Annotated in this window: 14 protein-coding genes; 6 read left to right on the forward strand and 8 right to left on the reverse strand. The window is 66.2% G+C overall.

Going from position 1 to position 15,490, the window contains the following annotated elements; genetic code table 11:
* Positions 1 to 32 precede the first annotated feature (32 nt).
* From ebsA to ACIQ2E_RS00830, 3 genes are read left to right on the forward strand one after another with little or no spacing between them, the layout of a single operon-like run.
* Positions 33 to 416 (forward strand): type IV pilus biogenesis protein EbsA, encoded by a 384-nt coding sequence (ebsA, locus tag ACIQ2E_RS00820; RefSeq protein WP_398324823.1) that lies wholly within the window; start codon positions 33 to 35, stop codon positions 414 to 416.
* Between the two features lie 24 nt (positions 417 to 440).
* Entirely contained in the window at positions 441 to 1,559 is a 1,119-nt protein-coding gene (locus tag ACIQ2E_RS00825) for a phosphotransacetylase family protein (RefSeq protein ID WP_398324785.1), read from the forward strand.
* Positions 1,560 to 1,596: 37 nt separating this feature from the next.
* On the forward strand, positions 1,597 to 2,109 hold the full coding sequence (locus ACIQ2E_RS00830) for a DNA recombination-mediator protein A (protein ID WP_398324788.1): 513 nt from the start codon (positions 1,597 to 1,599) through the stop codon (positions 2,107 to 2,109).
* Positions 2,110 to 2,163: 54 nt separating this feature from the next.
* Here ACIQ2E_RS00830 and ACIQ2E_RS00835 read toward each other — a convergent pair whose 3' ends face one another.
* Entirely contained in the window at positions 2,164 to 2,565 is a 402-nt protein-coding gene (locus tag ACIQ2E_RS00835) for an MAPEG family protein (protein WP_398324791.1), read from the reverse strand.
* A gap of 67 nt (positions 2,566 to 2,632) precedes the next feature.
* Between ACIQ2E_RS00835 and ACIQ2E_RS00840 the strand changes: the two genes are divergently transcribed.
* Positions 2,633 to 3,124, forward strand: coding sequence for a YajQ family cyclic di-GMP-binding protein (locus ACIQ2E_RS00840; RefSeq protein ID WP_398324794.1), 492 nt, complete (start codon positions 2,633 to 2,635; stop codon positions 3,122 to 3,124).
* Here ACIQ2E_RS00840 and ACIQ2E_RS00845 read toward each other — a convergent pair.
* Positions 3,075 to 4,001 (reverse strand): LysR substrate-binding domain-containing protein, encoded by a 927-nt coding sequence (locus ACIQ2E_RS00845; protein ID WP_398324797.1) that lies wholly within the window; start codon positions 3,999 to 4,001, stop codon positions 3,075 to 3,077. The genes ACIQ2E_RS00840 and ACIQ2E_RS00845 overlap by 50 nt on opposite strands.
* Before the next feature lie 88 nt (positions 4,002 to 4,089).
* On the opposite strand from ACIQ2E_RS00845, the gene ACIQ2E_RS00850 reads away from it, so the two are divergent.
* Together ACIQ2E_RS00850 and ggt are read left to right on the forward strand one after the other, a co-directional pair.
* Positions 4,090 to 7,716 (forward strand): hydantoinase B/oxoprolinase family protein, encoded by a 3,627-nt coding sequence (locus tag ACIQ2E_RS00850; protein WP_398324800.1) that lies wholly within the window; start codon positions 4,090 to 4,092, stop codon positions 7,714 to 7,716.
* Between the two features lie 100 nt (positions 7,717 to 7,816).
* Positions 7,817 to 9,634, forward strand: a complete 1,818-nt coding sequence (gene ggt, locus ACIQ2E_RS00855; RefSeq protein WP_398324803.1) for a gamma-glutamyltransferase — start codon at positions 7,817 to 7,819, stop codon at positions 9,632 to 9,634.
* 33 nt (positions 9,635 to 9,667) lie between these two features.
* On the opposite strand, the gene ACIQ2E_RS00860 is transcribed toward ggt, so the two are convergent.
* Genes ACIQ2E_RS00860 through ACIQ2E_RS00885 form a run of 6 tightly spaced genes read right to left on the reverse strand, consistent with a single transcriptional unit; the run spans position 9,668 to position 15,340 of the window.
* Positions 9,668 to 10,798, reverse strand: coding sequence for a calcium:proton antiporter (locus ACIQ2E_RS00860; RefSeq protein ID WP_398324806.1), 1,131 nt, complete (start codon positions 10,796 to 10,798; stop codon positions 9,668 to 9,670).
* 9 nt (positions 10,799 to 10,807) lie between these two features.
* Positions 10,808 to 11,551, reverse strand: coding sequence for an ABC transporter ATP-binding protein (locus tag ACIQ2E_RS00865; RefSeq protein WP_398324809.1), 744 nt, complete (start codon positions 11,549 to 11,551; stop codon positions 10,808 to 10,810).
* Positions 11,548 to 12,333 (reverse strand): ABC transporter ATP-binding protein, encoded by a 786-nt coding sequence (locus ACIQ2E_RS00870; protein WP_398324812.1) that lies wholly within the window; start codon positions 12,331 to 12,333, stop codon positions 11,548 to 11,550. The genes ACIQ2E_RS00865 and ACIQ2E_RS00870 overlap by 4 nt, the downstream gene beginning before the upstream one ends.
* A complete protein-coding gene (locus tag ACIQ2E_RS00875) occupies positions 12,330 to 13,193 on the reverse strand; it encodes a branched-chain amino acid ABC transporter permease (RefSeq protein WP_398324815.1) in 864 nt (287 codons plus the stop codon). The genes ACIQ2E_RS00870 and ACIQ2E_RS00875 overlap by 4 nt, the downstream gene beginning before the upstream one ends.
* A gap of 18 nt (positions 13,194 to 13,211) precedes the next feature.
* Positions 13,212 to 14,153, reverse strand: coding sequence for a branched-chain amino acid ABC transporter permease (locus ACIQ2E_RS00880; RefSeq protein WP_398324817.1), 942 nt, complete (start codon positions 14,151 to 14,153; stop codon positions 13,212 to 13,214).
* On the reverse strand, positions 14,150 to 15,340 hold the full coding sequence (locus tag ACIQ2E_RS00885; protein ID WP_398324820.1) for an ABC transporter substrate-binding protein: 1,191 nt from the start codon (positions 15,338 to 15,340) through the stop codon (positions 14,150 to 14,152). The genes ACIQ2E_RS00880 and ACIQ2E_RS00885 overlap by 4 nt, the downstream gene beginning before the upstream one ends.
* Between the last annotated feature and the right edge of the window lie 150 nt (positions 15,341 to 15,490).

Consider the following 15,490-nt stretch of genomic DNA (forward strand, 5'->3'; position numbering starts at 1 on the left):
GCGGCATCCTCAAAGCAGTTGGAGTGGCTCGGATGTCGGCGGCGCTGGTGGCCCTGTTCGCCCCCTACTGCCAGGGTGCTGCCGATCCCGTTGCTCTGGAGCGAGGGCTGCAGCTGCTGGCGCAGGGGAGCCTGCAGGGCCAGCGGCCGCTCCGGCCCGCCGGCCAGCGCCCATTCGTGCTGCAGTGGCAGCCGGGTGTGGCGCCGCTCGAGCCGGCTCTGGTGCAGCTCTCGGTTCAGGGCGTGGGCCTGGAGCAACCGGTGCTCTACAACTTTGCATTGCCCACCCATCGGCTGCTCCAGTGGCTGATGGCCTGGCAGGCGACGGGTGGGGCGGCTGGTCAGCCTGCGGATCTGCCGGAGGCGTTCTGGCAGTGGTTGATTCTTGGACACGATGCCCAGGCGTTACAGGCCTAGATTCGCCGCACCAGCGTTCGCCTTATGGGTCACGACAGCGCGAGCTCCCACGCCCGTTCGTCGGCCCTGCTGATCGGCTCCTGTGAACCCTTCAGTGGCAAATCGGCTGTGGTGTTGGGGCTTGCCCGCCAGTGGCTGCAGCGGGGCCTCACGGTGCGGATTGGCAAACCCCTGGCGGATAGCGCGGAGCTGGGGGCCGGCGGCAGTGGCCTGCTGATCGACGACGACGTTCGCTTCGTGGGCCAGATCCTGGGCCTGAGCGAAGCGCAGCTGGTGCCCTCGGTGCATCTGCAGAGCGCCGCTGCCTCGCGCGAGCGACTGCTGGCCGGCACGCTCACGGCAGGTGAAGGATTAGCGGCGCTGCAGAAGCAGCTGAGCTCAAGCGGTGAAGGCATCACCCTGTTGGAGGGTGCCGGTGGCCTCAGCGATGGCCTGCTCTATGGCCTGGATCTGGTCCAGGTGGCCCGGGAGCTGCAGGCGCCTGTGGTGTTGGTGCACAGCTGGAGCGGCTGCCACAGCGCCGAACCCCTGCTGGCTGCCCGCGAGCAGCTGGGCGATCTGCTCTGCGGTGTGGTGCTGAATGGTCTGCCGCCTGAGCAGGTGGATGCCGTGCGCTCCGAGGTGGCTCCTGCCCTGGAGCGGCTTGGCGTTCCGGTGCTCGGGGTGATGCCCCGTTCGCCTCTGCTGCGCAGCGTCACGGTGGAGGAGCTCAGCCGGCGCCTGGATGCGGAAGTGCTGTGCTGCCGCGATCGCTTGGATCTGCTGGTGGAAACGCTTTCGATCGGTGCGATGAATGTGAACTCCGCCATGGAGTTTTTCCGCCGCCGCCGCAATATGGCCGTTGTGACTGGCGCCGATCGCACCGATATTCAATTGGCGGCCCTGGAGGCTTCCACCCAATGCCTGATCCTCACGGGTGCCGGTGAACCCCTGCCCCAGTTGATTTCTCGGGCTGAAGAACTGGAAGTGCCGCTGCTCAAGGTGGAGCACGACACCCTCACCACGGTTGAAGTGATCGAAAGCGCGTTTGGCCATGTGCGCCTGCACGAATCCGTGAAGGCCACCTATGCCTTCCGCCTGGTGGAGGAGCACTGTGATTTTGAGCCGCTGCTGAAGCGTTTGCAACTGCCGGTTCCAGCGTGAACACTGCTAGTTTCGAGTCGTCAGCAGGTGGTGTGCGTTGACCCGGTCTCTTGATATACCGGCCTTAGACCGGATCGACACCCTGGCCCAGGAGCTGGCCATGCTGCAAGACCGCAGCAAGCGGCGGATCGCCATTCTTGGCAGCCGTCATGTGCCTGTGGTGTCGGTGCATCTGGTGGAGCTGGTGTCGCGCTCGCTCGCCCAGGAGGGCCACAGCCTGATTACATCCGGTGCCCAGGGTGTGAACGCCGCGGTGATCCGCAGCGTGCTGGAGATCGATGCTTCCCGCCTCACGGTGCTGCTGCCCCAGAGCCTCGACCGCCAGCCCCGTGAATCCCGCGAACAGCTGGAGCAGGTGCTGCACCTGGTGGAAAAACCCGAACATGATGAGCTGCCTCTGCCCATGGCCAGCAGCCTCTGCAATCAGGAAATCATTCGCCGCTGTGATCAGTTGATTTGTTTCGCCTTCCACGACAGCGAAACCTTGTTGGCCAGCTGCCGCACGGCCGAAGACATGGGCAAGGTGGTGAGTTTGATGTTTTTTGACTGAATCACTCCAGGAAAAGAGTGATCAGCTCGATTCTTTCTCTGAAAAGTTTGCTCTTCAGATGGCTTTGAGGCCCTCGAGGTAAAGCAGACCTGCGCAGGTCATTGCGCCCGCCCAACAGAGCGAACGCACGGGCGGCAGATTGGCCACGTAGGCCGCGATGTACGCCAAACGCAGCGCCGGATAGGCCCAGGCGGCAGTGATCGCGATGCTGCTGTGCACGTTGGCGACGAGGCAGAGCAGGGCTGCGGGGGCAAACAGCACGAAGGCTTCAAAGCTGTTGAGGTGAGCCCAGTTGGCCCGTTTGCCCCACTCCGGCAGCCGATCGAACATCGCCCGCGGCGCTGCCAGATCCGCCACGGTGAAATCCGCCTTGGAGCGCGCAGCGCCCAGGGGCACCAGGCTGGAGACCACCACCCCTGCGGCTAGGCAGAGCGACCAGGCAAAAGCGGATTCCATGGTGGTGGGTGGTTTCAGCCTCCTTTTCTAGGCTGGGGCCTGATTCCGCCGCCCTCGCCGCCTGCCCATGGCCGACACCTATTCCTTTGACGTGGTTTCCGACTTCGACCGTCAGGAGCTGGTGAACGCCCTCGATCAGGTGCGCCGCGACGTCTCGACCCGCTACGACCTCAAGGACTCGAACACCGAAATCGATCTGGAGGAGACCAGCTTCACGATCACCACCGCCAGCGACATGACGCTGCAGGCTGTGGAAGACGTGCTGCGTCAGAAGGCCACCAAGCGCAACCTCTCGCTCAAGATCTTCGACTTCCAGGCGCCTGAGCCCGTGGGCGGTAACCGGGTGAAGCAGGAGGTGAAGCTGCGTAAGGGGCTCACCCAGGAGTTGGCCAAGAAGCTGAGCAAAACCGTGCGCGATGAGCTCAAGAAGGTCACCGTTGCGATTCAGGGCGACACCCTGCGGGTGACCGGCAAGAGCAAAGACGATCTGCAGGCGGCGATCAACCTGCTCAAGGCTCAGGAGGTTGAGGTGCCTCTGCAGTTCCAGAACTACCGCTGAAGCCCAGCGGCAACACCTCAATCTCTGGCAGGCCCTCAGCCAGCTGGCTGAGGCGCGCGTGCAGGGTGCGGGCCAAGTGTTGGAAGGCGGGGGTGAGGGCGAGCTCCCGCCGCACCACCAGCGCTTCTCCCGATTCGATCGGCAGTTGTAGAGGAAGGCGATGCATGGCCGGCTCTGGCAGCTGCAGGCTCAGCGCCGTGCCGTAGCCGATGGTCAGTTCCTGTTCGGTTTTGCCTTCCCACAGCTGCCGCTGGTAGCGCTTCATCCGCACCGGTGAGCTCCAGAGGCCCAGCTGGCGCAGGGCCCTCTCAACCTTGGGGTAGGCATCGGCCGGCAGGGCCAGGCTCGGAAAAGCGGCCAGATCGGCGAAGCAAAGCGAGGGTTGATCCAGCAGCGGGTGGTCCTCCCCCACCAGGCAGTGCACCGGCATCCGCGAGAGGGTGAAGCTGGTGAGATCGGGATCGTCGGCTTCGGGTAGATCGGGCAGGCCCGAAAGCCACACATCCACGATCCGCTCGCGCAGCAGCTCCCAGTTCCGCTGCACGCCCACGATGTTGCACTCCCCCAAGATCCAGCCCGGCGGCACAGGTGTGCACAGCAGGGGCCCCGACCAATAGGTGGCCTCCAGGCGCAGTGGGCGGTGGCCCATCCAGCGGGCGATCTGATGAACCCGCCGCTCCGCCGCCAGCAGGGGCTCATCGCCGATCAGATCCCATTCGCCATCGAGCTTGTGGCCCTTGATGTCGAACAGGCGCAGGCAACGGCCCGCCACCCGCGACACGCTCGATTGACTGATTCCCAGACGCTCCGCCACGGCCTCTCCCGTGCGCAGCCAGAGCAGCCCGTCGAGCGCGGCCAGCACGTCCTGCTCGACCAAAGCGGATCTGGATCGCAGCGATTCATCATCGGGCAGAGGGAGGGTCCACCAGCCTTCGTAGAGTTCAGCAAGTGCCTCGCAGCTGCACATGGCCAAGGGCTGCTGGCGCTTCTGGATCGATCGCGGCGGCACCTTCACCGATGTGGTGGCCCGCTCGCCCCAGGGCGAGCTTCTGGTGGAGAAGGTTCTTTCGGTGCAGCCTGATCAGCCGGGAGATCCGGCGGTGCGCGCCATCCGCCGTTTGCTGGGGCTCGATGCTGCCGATGGCCACCTACCCGAGGGCTTGATTGAGGAGGTGCGGCTCGGCACCACGGTGGCCACCAATGCCTTCCTTGAGCAGAACGGTGCCCCCGCCCTGCTGCTGGTGAATCAAGGCTTCGCCGATCTGTTGCACATCGGCGACCAACACCGCCCCGATCTGTTTGCATTGGCGATTGAGCGTCCCGCCCCTCTCTATCAACGGGTGCTGGAGATTCCGGGCCGCATCGGAGCCAACGGCGAAGAGGTGGAGCCGTTGCAGTTCTCGGAGGCGCTGCATGAGCAGGCGCTGCAGGCCTGGGCTGATGGCGTCCGCAGCGTTGCGGTGGTGCTGCTGCACAGCGTGGTCAACCCGAGCCATGAGAACGCTGTTGGCGCTTGGTTGGCGTCGTTGGGGTTCGACCAGATCGCCTTGTCGCATCACGTGAGCCCATTGCCGCGCCTGGTGCCCCGGGGGCACACCACCGTGCTCGAGGCGGCGGTTGCGCCCGTTCTCAGCGCCTATCTCCAACAGCTGCAGGCGGATCTTGGCCCCCATGTGCCGCTGCAGGTGATGCAATCGAGCGGCATGCTCACCGCTCCGCAGGTGCTTCATGCCAAGGACACGATCCTGTCCGGGCCGGCAGGCGGGCTGGTGGGTGCCGCCCGCACCGCTGCTGCAGCTGGTTTCCAGCGGATCGTTGGCTTTGATATGGGCGGCACGTCCACCGATGTTTGCTACGTGGAGGGCGCCTGGCCCCGCCATCAGCAGGTGGAGTTGGGCGGCGTTCCGATCCAGGCGCCGATGCTGGCGATCCACACCGTGGCGGCCGGTGGTGGTTCCTGTTTGAGCTTCGATGGTCTGCGGCTGGCGGTGGGTCCGGATTCAGCTGGCGCAGATCCAGGACCGGCTTGCTACCGGCGCGGCGGCCCGCTCACCGTGACGGATGCCAACTTGCTACTGGGCCGGCTGCAGCCGCAGCACTTCCCGGCGGTGTTTGGCCCGAAGGGCGATCAGCCCCTGGATCTCGAGGTGGTGCAGCAGCAGTTCGAGGCTTTGGCCGCCGCCATGGCCTGCAGTCCTGAGCAGGCGGCGGAAGGTGCTTTGGCTGTAGCCCTGGAGCGCATGGCGGAAGCGATCCGCCGCATTTCGATTCAGCAGGGCCATGATCTGAGCGAAGCGGTGCTGTGCAGCTTCGGTGGTGCGGGCGGCCAGCACGCCTGCGCCCTGGCGGAGCTGCTCGGCATGCGCCAGGTGTTGTTGCATCCCCTCGCGGGCGTGTTGTCGGCTTATGGCATCGGCCTGGCGGATCAGGGCCAAGTGCTGGAGCAGAGCGTGGCGGAGCGGCTCAGTGATGCGCTCGTTCCGCAGTTGGAGCAGCGGGTTCAGTTGCTGCTCCAGTCGGAGCTGCTGGGCGGTTTGGGCGTTGATGCTGCCGTTCGGCTGGAACGGCATCTGCATCTGCGCTGGCCTGGCTCTGATCAGGCGTTGCCGGTGCGCTGGCCCCAGGAAGCGAGCGCACCGGCGCTGGCGGAGGCGTTTCAGCAGGCCTACCGCACACGGTATGGCTATCTTCCCTCGAGGCCGGCAGGCCCTGCCGGCTGGCCGGAGGTGGAGCGGTTCTCGCTGGAGCTCACTTGGCCTGGTGCGCCGTTGCACGTCAAGCCCCCGGCCGATGCATCGGCGCACGAGGCCCCGGAGTGCTTCGTGCAGTTGCACATCGATGGCGCTTGGCAGCGCGCGCCTCTGTGGCGGCGTGAGCACCTGGCTGTGGATCAACAGGTCATGGGTCCGGCGTTGATTGCCGAGGCCACGGGCACCATCCTGCTGTTGCCGGGTTGGCGTGCTCGCGTGCTGCCGGCCAGTGAGCTCTTGCTGGAGCAGCAGGCCGTGAGGGCGCGGCCGCCGCTGGCTGCCAGCGAGAGCCCGTTGGATCCGATCCAGCTGGAGTTGTTCAGCCATCGCTTCATGGCGATCGCCGAGCAGATGGGCACGCGGCTGCAGCAGACCAGCGCTTCGGTGAACATCCGCGAGCGTCTCGACTTTTCCTGTGCGCTCTTTGATGCGGCAGGCCGCTTGGTGGCCAACGCTCCCCATATCCCCGTGCACCTGGGTTCGATGGGGGAGAGCGTGCTGGCGTTGCTGAGGGATGTGCAGCGCGGCGCCTTGGAGCCTCTGGCACCGGGTGATGCGGTCGTTTCCAACAACCCGTTCAACGGCGGCAGCCACCTGCCGGATCTGACGGTGATCAGTCCGCTGTTTGCTGGTGATCAACTGATGGCGTTTGTGGCCAGTCGGGGGCATCACGCCGATGTGGGCGGCATCACGCCGGGTTCGATGCCACCCCACAGCACCACGATTGAGCAGGAAGGTCTGCTGCTCGACAACGTTCCCTTGGTGCGTCATGGCCGTTTGCTGGAGGCGGATTGGCGCGAACGGCTCAGCGCAGGAGCCTTTCCGGTGCGCAACCCCGATCAACTGATGGCTGATCTGCAGGCGCAGGTGGCGGCCAATCACCTGGGGGTGGAGCGGCTCCTGCAGCTGATGGAGAGCCAGGGTGTCGATCCGGTGTGCAGCGCCATGCGCCAGGTGCAAGACCATGCCGCCGAAGCCGTGCGCCGGGTGATTGATCAGCTCGCCGATGGAGAGGCGCGGGTGCAGATGGACTGCGGCACCGAGATTCTGGTGGCCGTGCGGGTTGATCCGGCCCGCCGCGGCGCGCGGATCGATTTCAGCGGCTCTTCGCCTCAGCAGCCCAGCAACCTCAACGCTCCCCTGGCGATCACCAAGGCGGTGGTGCTCTACGTGTTCCGCTGCCTGGTGCAGGAGCCGATTCCGCTGAATGCCGGTTGTTTTGAGCCGCTCGAGCTGGTGGTGCCGGAGGGTTCGGTGCTGAACCCCCAGCCCCCGGCGGCAGTTGTGGCGGGCAACGTGGAAACCTCGCAGGCGGTTGCCAATGCCTTGTTTGCGGCGCTGGGCGTGATGGCGGCGGCCCAGGGCACCATGAACAACCTCAGTTTCGGCAACGCGCGCTACCAGTACTACGAAACGATCTGCGGCGGCACCGGAGCAGGTGAAGGCTTTGACGGAGCTTCAGCGGTGCAGTCGCACATGACCAACTCCCGCCTCACCGATCCGGAGATCCTTGAGCGGCGCCTGCCCGTGCGGCTCGAGCGGTTCGCGATTCGCCAGGGCAGCGGCGGTGCCGGCCGCTGGCGCGGTGGTGATGGGGTGGTGCGCGAACTTCGGGCGCTCGAGCCGATCACCCTCTCGCTGCTCACCGGCAGCCGAGAGGTGGCTCCCTTTGGCCTGGCCGGTGGCGAGGCCGGTGCCTGCGGCGCTAATGCCTTGCTGCGTGCCGATGGGGAGTTGGTGCCTTTGCCGGGACGTGCTGCCGTGGAGCTGCAGGTTTGCGATCGGGTGATCCTGGAAACGCCAGGGGGTGGTGGGTATGGAGCGGCACAGCTGACCCCTTGAGCGTTTTGGCTTGAGCGCTGTGGGTGGCTCGCAACGGGCTGTCCGTAGGCGGATATCCACGGATATCCAGACTTGGACAGTTCCCCTCGCCAATCCCGCCGTGCTGCTTCACCACCTATGCATCGGCAGCGCTGCAGCCCTGGCCATTGCTCCCGCCCACGCCAACCTGCTGCAGGAGCAGGCGCAGCGCTTCCATCCGGTGGAATCCAGCGGCGGCATGGTGGCGGCGCAGGAGGCGCAGGCCGCGGCGGTGGGTGCTCAGATCCTGCGCCAGGGCGGTAATGCGGTGGATGCGGCGGTGGCCACCTCGTTTGCGCTGGCGGTCACGCTGCCGCAGGCCGGCAACCTCGGGGGCGGTGGATTTCTGGTGCTTTGGCTGCCGCGCAGCGGGCCCATCAGCACCTGCAGAGCCGTGGCTCGTGACACGTCTCCTCCCCAGGTGCTGACCGTGGGCCGCGGCGAGGCGGTTGCCCTCAACTTCCGCGAAACGGCGCCCCAGGCGGCGGGCCCTGATCTGTTTCTCAACCCCGACGGCAGCGTGAACCGTGAGCGGGCTCTGCGCAGCCTGCTCAGCACGGGGGTGCCAGGCACAGTGGCGGGCCTCACCCGGGTGCAGGCGCGGTATGGCTGTTTGCCCCTGGCCACGGTGATGCAGCCCGCCATCGAGCTGGCGGAGCGAGGCTTCCCGGTGGGGGCTGAACTGAGTGGCTCCCTCGAGGCTGCGGCGCCGCTGCTCAAGGCCCATCCCGCCAGCGCCCGGCAGTTCTTCAAGGCCGGTGGCCAGCCCTATCGGCCCGGGGAACGGCTCAGGCAGCCGGAACTTGCCGCAAGCTTGCGCTGCATTGCCCAGCAAGGCTCCAGCTGTTTCTACCGCGGGCGGTTGGCTCAGCAGCTCACGGCCCTGATGCGGGCTGGCGGTGGCCTGATCACCGCTGCTGATTTGGCGGCCTATCAAGCCCCCTGGGCCACGCCCCTGCAGGCCACATTCCAGGGCCAACGGGTGCTCACCATGCCGCCTCCCAGCGGTGGTGGCGCCACGCTGCTGCAGCTGCTCAACGTGCTTGAGCCGCTCAAGCTTGCCCAGAGCGGCCTCAACAGTGCCGCCACGATCCACACCATGGTGGAGGCGATGAACCTGGCCTATCGCGACCGCAATCGCCTGCTCGGTGATCCCGATCAGGTGGCGATGCCCTTGGATCGTCTCCTCAGTGCTCGCTATGCGGCCGAGCAACGCCAACGCATTCGTGCCGATCGCCATCGACCGGCGGCCGAGCTGGAGGCCGAACCCAGCCCAGCGCTTGGCGGCACCAACACCACGCATCTCTCCGTGGTGGATCGCGATGGCGGGCTGGTGGCCACCACCACCACGCTCAACACGGCCTATGGCAACGGCATCACGGTGCCGGGAGCTGGTTTCCTGCTCAACAACGAGATGGACGATTTCACCGCCAAACCCGGTGCCCCGAATGCCTACGGCCTGCGGCAGGGCAGCCAGAACGCCATCGCGCCAGGCCGCCGCCCCCTCAGTTCAATGACCCCCACCCTGGTGTTTCGTCCCGATGGCACACCACTGCTGGCCACCGGTAGCCCCGGCGGCAGCCGCATCATCACCACGGTGCTGCAGGTGTTGCTCAATCGCTTGGTGCATGGCCTCAACTTGGCTTCCGCGGTGGCTGCGCCCCGTCTGCACAGCCAGCTCTGGCCCGATCAGATCACCATTGAGCAGGGCTTCAGCCCTGACACGCTGACGCTGCTGGAGCGTCGCGGACACGTGGTGAAACTGGTGGCAGCCATGGGATCGGCCAACTCCGTGGAGGTGCGTTACAGAACTGGACCCATTGCCGGCGAGATCATGGGCAGCCTGGGAACCGCGGATCCACGCCGCTTGGATGCTGCGGCTGTGGCCGAGCGGCCCTGAGGCGCCCTGAGGCGCTTTGCAAACCAGCGCGCCTCAGGCTCCCAGCAACAAGCTGCCGCTTGCTATCACGGCGTAGAGCGTGAGCAACAACGATCCCTCGTACCAACTGAGCTGGCGGTTTTCGGTGATCCAGTGCACCGCGAGCACCGTGGCCCCCAGGCAGAACAGGGCATCGCCGGGGATCGCCATGTGCAGGTAGCGGCCCATCGGTATGCCGCAGAGAACCAGCAGCGGCAGCACAAACAGCAGCAGCTGAACGCTCGACTCCACCGTGCTCGTCATCGCGAGATCGATGCGATTGCTTAGGGCGGCTTTGACAGCGATCAGCCCTTCTGGGAAGGATCCAAACAGCGGCAGCAGGAACAGACCCACAAACAGCGGATTGAGGTGAGCCCCATCCACCAGTAGCTGCAGCGATTCCACCAGGTGCTCGGACACACCCACCAGCAGCAGGCTCACCAGCAGCAGCGTGCCGATCAGCACCACCAGCGGGCGTTCTTCACCGGTGGGTGGCAGCACCTGCTCCGATTGCTGCCGCACATAGAGATTGCGACCGGTGCCGAGTTGATAGACAAACGCCAGCAGATAGAAAACCAGCACCAGGCCCGCTACCACCGTGGAGTAGGTGGCAAAGCCATCAAATCGGTTGCTGCCGTCGCTCATTCCCTGGTGCAGGCGCACAAAAAAGATCGAGGGCACCGCCAGAAAAATCGTGCTTACCAGCAGTTGCTGGCTCTGTAATCCGGTGCTGTGGGGATGGATCCGGATCGTGGCCGTGTTGCGGGCGCTCAGGCAGGTGCTGATCCCGAGGATCAGCAGGCAATTGGTGATCACGGCGCCGGCAATGGAGATCACCACCAGCTCGTAGAGGCCGCTGGCCAGGGCGGTGAACGACACCACGAGCTCCACCAGATTGCCCAGGGCCACACTCACCAAGCCGCCGATGCGATCGCCGAGGCGATCGGCCAGGGCTTCCACCATCTCGGCGATCATCCGGGCCAAGGGCACCAGGCCCAGCCCGCACACCACAAACCAGCCGATCAATTGGCTGATCGGCATCGTTGCATCCAGCTGGGCCATCAGGGCCGCAGCGGTGAAGAGCAACAGCAGGCTCCAGCGGCTGGCCAGCAGTTCGCGGCCGAGGCCAATCCATGCGTTCCCCATGGCCGTTGATCAGCTCCCCAGATACGCCGCCTTCAGTTCGGGATTCTTGAGCAGATCCGCGGCGTTGTCCTGCAGTTGGATCCGCCCGGCTTCGAGCACATAGCCGCGATCGGCGATGTCCAGGGCAGCTTGGGCGTTCTGCTCCACCAGCAGGATCGTTTGGCCCTTGCCATGCAGCTCTGCCAGCACAGCCATCACCTCCGATACCAGCTTCGGGGCTAAGCCCAGACTGGGTTCATCGAGCATCAGCAGCTCCGGCCGCCCCATCAACGCCCGGGCGATTGCCAGCATCTGCTGCTCACCGCCGGAGAGGGCTCCCGCCTGCTGCTGGCGCCGTTCCGCCAGGCGCGGGAACAGCCTGTAGCAGCGATCCAGATCGGCAGCGATCGCCTCGCGATCGCGGCGCAGGTAGGCACCGAGTTCGAGGTTGAAGGCCACGCTTTGGCGGTTGAGCAGCCGCCGACCCTCTGGGCAGTGACCGATGCCGAGCTTGAGGGTGCGATGGGCCGGCACGGCCGCGAGGTCGGCGCCATGCCAGAGGATCCGCCCGCCGCTGGCGGACTCCAGCCGTGAGATGGCCCGCAGGGTGGTGCTCTTGCCGGCGCCGTTGGAGCCAAGCAGCGTCACCAGTTCGCCCTGCTGCACCTGCAGAGATACCCCAGCCAGGGCCTGAACGCTGCCGTAGTGCACCTGCAGCTGATCGATCTGCAGCAGAGCCTGGGCTGTGGCCTGCGGTTCGATGTGGCTGCTCATTGGCTACCCCCGAGGTAGGCCTCGATCACGCGCGGATCCCTTTGGATCTGATCAGGGGTGCCGAGGGCGATCAGCCGCCCGAAATCCAGCACCGCCAACCGCTCGCAGAGCTGCATCAACAGCGGCACATGGTGTTCGATCACCACCAGCGTCAGCTGATGGCGTTGGCGTAGCTGGGCCAAGAGCTCGCACAGCTGTTCCTTCTCGCGCGGGTTCATGCCCGCGACTGGTTCATCCAGCAGCAGCAGCATTGGTGCGGTGGCCAGGGCTCGGGCGATTTCCAGCCGGCGGCGATCGCCGTAGGCCAGGCCTGAGGCCTGGCGATGAGCTTGATCGGCCAGGCCCAACTCCTCCAGCAATTGCAGGGCCCGCTCGCGCAGTTCGCTTTGGCGTCGGCGGAAGCGAGGGCTGTTGAGCAGGGTATCGAGCCTGTTGCCCTGGGGTTGGCGATGCAGGGCCACCAGCACGTTCTCGAGCACGCTCAGCCCGGTGAACAGCCGCAGGTTCTGAAAGGTGCGGGCGATCCCGAGGCGGTTGTGGCGATCCGGGCTCAGGCCCTGAATCGCCTGGCCGCGCCAGTGGATCGTGCCGCTGGAGGCTGGCGTAACCCCTGAGAGCAGGTTGAACAGGGTGGTTTTGCCGGCGCCATTCGGGCCGATCAGACCGAAGATCTCGCCTTCCTCCACCTGGAAGCTCACCTCGTTGAGGGCTTGCAAACCGCCGAACTGACGGCTGATCTGCCGCAGTTCAAGCAAGGGCACTCCGTTGGATTGGCTGCTCATGGCTTCCACCTCCCCAGCCGCTCCAGCAGGGCTGGGGTGATCAGCCCCTGGGGGAAGAACACCGGGCCCAGCAGGATCACCAAGCCAAACAGCACCAGCCGGAGATCTCCCACCGGCCGCAGCAGTTCGGGTAAGGCCGTGAGCAGCAGTCCGCCGACCACGGGGCCCAGCCAGCTGCGGGAGCCCCCCAGGATCACGAAGGCGAGCGTGGTGATGGCCACATCGAAGCTGCCCTGGCGGGCGTTCCACGTGTTGAGGTAATGAGCTGCGATCACTCCCGTGATGCCTGCCAGCACGGCGCTGGCCACAAAGGCGGTGAGCTTCACCCGGGTGGTGTGGATGCCCATGCAGCGGCTGGCGAGCTCGTCATCACGGATGGCGGCCATCGAGCGCCCCAGGCGACTCGCTTCCAGGCGCTGGAACAGCCAGCCGAACACCGCCAGCACAGCACCGCTGAACAGCACATACCCAAAGGGTTGTTGAAACGGTTGGGGGATGCCGAAGATGCCAGCGGCCCCTCCCGTGAAGGGCAGATTGAGGATGGCCACCCGCACGATCTCCACCAGGGCGATGGTGGCGATGGCGAGATAGATGCCCCGCAGCCGCAGCACCGGCAGCCCCACCAGCAGCGCCAGGCCTGCCGTGAGGCCTGCGGCCAGCAGCATTTCCCCCAGCACAGCCCAGAGGCCGATCGAGCTCTGGGTGCTGCCCTGGGTGGAGAGCAGTGCCGCCAGAGTGCCGCCCACGGCATAGAAGGCGGGCGTGGCCAGCGAGAGCTGACCCGCCGCCATCGGCAGATACACCGACAGCCCCAGAAGGGCCCCGAGGATCATCTGCACCAGCAGGCCGTTATCGATCACAGCACCCTTCCCATCCCGTCAGACCTTCTCCAGCTGGCGGCGGCCCAACAGCCCACTGGGGCGCAACAACAGCACAGCGAACAGGATTGCGAAGGCCAGCGCATCCCGCCACCCGGAGGCCTCCGAAGGAATCAGCGCCTCTGCAAGACCCATCAACAGCCCACCCACGATCGCGCCCGGCACGCTGCCCAGGCCCCCGAGCACCAGCACCGCCAGGCCCTTGAGGCCGTAGCTGATGCCGAAGTAGGGCCCCGCCAGGCTCACGCTCATGCCGATCAAGCCGCCGCCGAGCCCTGCGAGCATCCCGCTCAGCAGAAAAGCCAGGCGCAGCACCGCCACGCTGTTGATGCCCAGCAACGTGGCGGTGGTGGGATCTTCCGCCACGGCTCGCATTGCTTTGCCGCTGCGGCTCCGCTCCAACCAGAGGCTGAGGCTGGCCACAGCAAGCGCCGAGATCGCCAGCAGCAACACCTGAATGGTGCGGATGCGGGCGCCGCCGAGCAGCAGTGATTCCGGTAGGTGGGCCAGGTCGGCTGCGCCGTGGGGGAAGGCGTAGCCCTCGGCGCCCATCAGCAGTTGCAGCAGGTTCACCAGCACCACGCCGGCCCCCAAGCTGGTGATCAGTGAGAGCAGCGGTTCGGCGCCACGGCGGCGCAGAGGCGCAAAGGCGATGCGCTCCACCAGCAGCCCCATGGCTCCCGAACCCAGGGCTGCCAGAAGCAGGGCCAGCCAGAACGGCAGTCCGATCGGTAGCCCCCAGCCCGGCAGGGCACCATTCACCCCGATCTTGCCCCCGAGCAGCAGATAGGTGAGATAGCCGCCGAGGCTGAACAGGGCGCCCTGGGCGAAGTTGATCACCCCCAGCACCGAGAAGATCAGCGTGTAGCCCAGGGCCACCAGGGCATACACCCCGCCGCTGGCGGCGCCGTTCAGGAGGGTCTGCAGCAACGTGTCGATCACGGTGTTCCCTTCGGCAGCTCCTGCTCGCGCACCAGGGTGAAACGGCCGTTGCGCCCGCTTGCATCCATGCGCACTTCGGCCACATAAAACCGCCCCTGCACCACTTCACCGTCGGGGCGGAAGCGGATTGGTCCGAGGGGGGTGTCGTAGCGGCCGCTGAGGAGTTCCTTCATCAGTTGCTGCCGCGCTTCGCCCAGGGTGAGGCCCTCAAATCCGCCGCGCATCTGCACCCGCTGGATCGCTTCAAACACCACCTGGTAAGCGGTCCAGGCCTGGGCCGCGATCTGGCCCGGGGTGCGGCCCTGGTTGGCCTCTGCGAACAGGCGCCGGAAGGCGAGGTTCACCGGGGTGCTGAGCTCCGGGCTGTAGGCCTGGGCGATTAGCACGCCACCACACCAACGCTGGCAGATCGGATAGATGTTGGGCGTGTTGAGGCCGTTGCCCACCACGATCTGGCCGCGGTAGCCGAGCTCCCGCAGCTGCCGGATCAGGTTGCCGCCATCCACGGCCTGGGCTGAGATCACCACCAGCTGCGGCCGTTGCTGCAGGGCGGCGGTGATCGGGTTCTGGAAGTCGTTGTCGGCGAGCTGGGTGCGCTGGATGCTCACCGGCTTGAGGCCTCGGGCTGCCAGCACCTTCTGGAAGATGGCGGTTTCAGCGGTGCTGTAGGCGTCGTCCTGGGCGAAGAACACCGCCACGCGGCGGATGGTTGGTTCGCGGCGCAGCGCTTCATCGATGGAGAGCGGCGCGATCACCGAGCTCTGCGCCGACACGCGGCTGATGAACGAACCGATCTGGGGAATACCCTGGGCCGTGTTGGAGGGTGCCACCACGGGCACGCCCTGGCGCTGGGCGATCGGATCGGCAGCGAAGGCCTGCTGCGAGAGGGTCGGGCCGATCAGGGCGATCACCCCCCGGCGGATCAGCAGGTTGAAGGCGGCGATGGCGCTGGGTTCATCGGAGGCGCCATCTTCCAGCTGCAGCTCGACTCGGCGGGGGTGCGGCTGAGCCTGCAGCCAGCCCTTCGCCAGGCCGATGCCCATGCGCTGGTCTTGGCCGTAGAGGTTCGCGTTGCCCGTGAGGGCCAGAGCGGCACCAAGCCTCAGCGGCGCCTCTGGGTTCAGGCGCTGAGCGGCAGGATCATTGCTGCGTCCGAGGAACGCCAACACGGCCAGAGCGGCTGCCACGGCTCCAGCCAGACGGGCGCTCCCGCGGCGTCTGGCAACAAGCGGATCAGTGGAACTCAGGCCACCGCTGCGAAGCATTCGCGGAAGGCGGCGATGGTGGCGTCAATGTCCTCGTCGCTGTGGGCCAGGGATGTGAAGCCGGCCTCGAAG

Source organism: Vulcanococcus sp., assembly GCF_044369115.1.
In the GTDB taxonomy this organism is placed as follows: domain Bacteria; phylum Cyanobacteriota; class Cyanobacteriia; order PCC-6307; family Cyanobiaceae; genus Vulcanococcus.

What these genes read in the sequence shown, in the direction of transcription:
- ACIQ2E_RS00840 (WP_398324794.1), top strand. Translation starts at nt 2,633, where the DNA reads ATGGCCGACACCTATTCCTTTGACGTGGTTTCCGACTTCGACCGTCAG.
- ACIQ2E_RS00835 (WP_398324791.1), bottom strand. Translation starts at nt 2,565, where the DNA reads ATGGAATCCGCTTTTGCCTGGTCGCTCTGCCTAGCCGCAGGGGTGGTG.
- ACIQ2E_RS00865 (WP_398324809.1), bottom strand. Translation starts at nt 11,551, where the DNA reads ATGAGCAGCCACATCGAACCGCAGGCCACAGCCCAGGCTCTGCTGCAG.
- ACIQ2E_RS00850 (WP_398324800.1), top strand. Translation starts at nt 4,090, where the DNA reads ATGGCCAAGGGCTGCTGGCGCTTCTGGATCGATCGCGGCGGCACCTTC.
- ACIQ2E_RS00870 (WP_398324812.1), bottom strand. Translation starts at nt 12,333, where the DNA reads ATGAGCAGCCAATCCAACGGAGTGCCCTTGCTTGAACTGCGGCAGATC.
- ebsA (WP_398324823.1), top strand. Translation starts at nt 33, where the DNA reads ATGTCGGCGGCGCTGGTGGCCCTGTTCGCCCCCTACTGCCAGGGTGCT.
- ACIQ2E_RS00860 (WP_398324806.1), bottom strand. Translation starts at nt 10,798, where the DNA reads ATGGGGAACGCATGGATTGGCCTCGGCCGCGAACTGCTGGCCAGCCGC.
- ACIQ2E_RS00825 (WP_398324785.1), top strand. Translation starts at nt 441, where the DNA reads ATGGGTCACGACAGCGCGAGCTCCCACGCCCGTTCGTCGGCCCTGCTG.